2 protein-coding genes and 1 pseudogene are annotated in these 1,950 nt (G+C 74.4%); 1 reads left to right on the forward strand and 2 read right to left on the reverse strand.

The features are described from left to right. Window positions 1-491: ATP-binding cassette domain-containing protein (locus IE312_RS43505; RefSeq protein WP_229900893.1), on the forward strand; the 491-nt coding region annotated here is incomplete at its 5' end. A gap of 37 nt (window positions 492-528) precedes the next feature. Here the strand turns inward: IE312_RS43505 and IE312_RS36945 are convergent. Both IE312_RS36945 and IE312_RS43510 read right to left on the reverse strand, forming a co-directional pair. Beyond that, window positions 529-1,767 carry a putative hexosyltransferase gene (locus tag IE312_RS36945; RefSeq protein WP_189986696.1) on the reverse strand — a complete coding sequence of 413 codons (1,239 nt, stop codon included), beginning with the start codon at window positions 1,765-1,767 and terminating at the stop codon, window positions 529-531. Then, window positions 1,764-1,950 (reverse strand): annotated as a pseudogene (locus tag IE312_RS43510) (glycosyltransferase family 2 protein); the annotation flags it as partial. The pseudogene IE312_RS43510 and the gene IE312_RS36945, both read right to left, overlap by 4 nt.

Consider the following 1,950-nt stretch of genomic DNA (forward strand, 5'->3'; position numbering starts at 1 on the left):
TGGTGACGCAGGAGGCGTTCCTGTTCTCCGGCACGGTCGCCGACAACATCGCGATCGGCCGGCCCGACGCGACCCGGGAGGAGATCGAGCAGGCGGCGAAGGCGATCGGCGCGCACGAGTTCATCAGCGCGCTGCCCGACGGCTACGACACCGACGTGCGCAAGCGCGGCGGCCGCATCTCCGCCGGGCAGCGCCAGCTGGTCGCCTTCGCGCGGGCGTTGCTCGCGGACCCGGCGGTGCTGATCCTGGACGAGGCGACCAGCTCGCTGGACGTGCCGGGGGAGCGGGCGGTGCAGCGGGCGATGGCGACGGTGCTGCGGGGCCGTACCGCGGTGGTGATCGCGCACCGGCTGTCCACGGTGGAGATCGCGGACCGGGTGCTGGTGATGGAGCACGGCCGGATCGTGGAGGACGGCGGTCCGCGGGAACTCATCGCGGGCACCGGCCGGTTCGCGGACCTGCACAAGGCGTGGCGGGACAGCCTGGCCTAGGCCCGCTCGTGCCGTGACCCCGCCCGGCCGGGCGGGGTCACGGCACCCCCAGCTCGAACAGCACGTACCCGGCGTACGAGCCGGAGGCCAGGGCCGCGGTGCCCAGCAGCGTGCACAGCGCGGGCAGGCTCAGCCGGCGCAGGGCGACCGCGAGCGGCAGGAACAGCGGGAAGCAGGGCAGCAGGTAGCGGGAGATGTTGGCGACGATCTGCTGGCTGCCGAGGACCAGGGCCAGGGTGAGGACGGTGTACAGGACCAGCACCGCCGGCGGGCGCAGCCGCAGCAGCAGCGGCAGGAGCGCGCACGCGAGCAGGATGACGCCGACCGCGACGACGTCGGCGAAGGGGTACGCGAAGAGGTAGTCGAACTTGCCCACCGGTACGGACGTCAGCACGTCCCAGGTCTGCTCGCCGTAGTCGAATTCGTGCGCCCACGCGCCCGACTGGAGCTTGAAGTAGCCGCCCAGGTCGCCCATGTGGTCGCCGACCCACAGCAGGTAGCCGAGCAGCCCCAGCGGGGCCAGGGCCGTGGCGAGCAGCGGACGCAGCGCCCCCTCCTCGCGGCGACGCAGGGAGAGCAGCGCGGACACCCCGAGCGCGGCGATCAGAGCGGCGGCCGTGGGCCGGTTGAGGCCGGCCGCGAAGGTGAGCACGCCGGCCGTGAGCCAGCGGCGGGTCAGCACGGCGTGGCAGGCCCAGGCGGCCAGGGCGACGTACAGGGAGTCGGAGTACACCGCCCACTCCACGCCCGAGCCCGGCCACACCGCCCACAGGCCCGCCGCCGCGAGCCCGGCCCGCCGGCCGCCGAACCGCTCGGCGACGGCGTAGATGCCGAGGGCGGCGGCGAAGGAGGCCACGACGGAGACCAGCAGGCCGGCGCCGTAGGAGCCGAGGCCGGTGACCGCCGAGGTCAGCCGCATCAGGGCCGGGTACAGCGGGAAGAACGCCGCCGAGTTGCCCTCCAGCGTGATCAGGCCGGTGGCGCCCGGGACGGGGACGAGCTTCGGGTCGTAGCCGTGCAGCGCGATCTGCTGGTACCACCAGCCGTCCCAGGTGGCCAGCACGTCCCAGGCGTGCGCGCCGCCGCCGAACCGCGGGTGCTTGCGGTGGAAGTCCCCGGCGGAGGACAGCAGGTACATGAAGGAGCAGAAACCGGCCAGCTTCAGCGTGCCGAACAGGGCGAGGACCGGTCCGTGCCGGCGGACGGCGGCCCCGAACCGGGATCCGGGCGCGGGGCCGGGGGCCGCGGTGCGCGGGTCGGACAGGGTCGCGGTCACCGGGACACCGGCCTCGGCCGGCGCCGGGCCAGCGTGCGTCGCATCCGGACGATCCCGCGCAGGTCCGCCAGCGCGGTGGCCAGGATGTCGACACTGCTGTCCGGGTCGTCGACCCAGTCCACCGGCACCTCGTGGATGCGGAGCCCGGCCCGTTCGGCCAGCACCAGCAGCTCGGTGTCGAAG

It is taken from the genome of Streptomyces capoamus, assembly GCF_014654935.1.
GTDB lineage: Bacteria > Actinomycetota > Actinomycetes > Streptomycetales > Streptomycetaceae > Streptomyces > Streptomyces capoamus.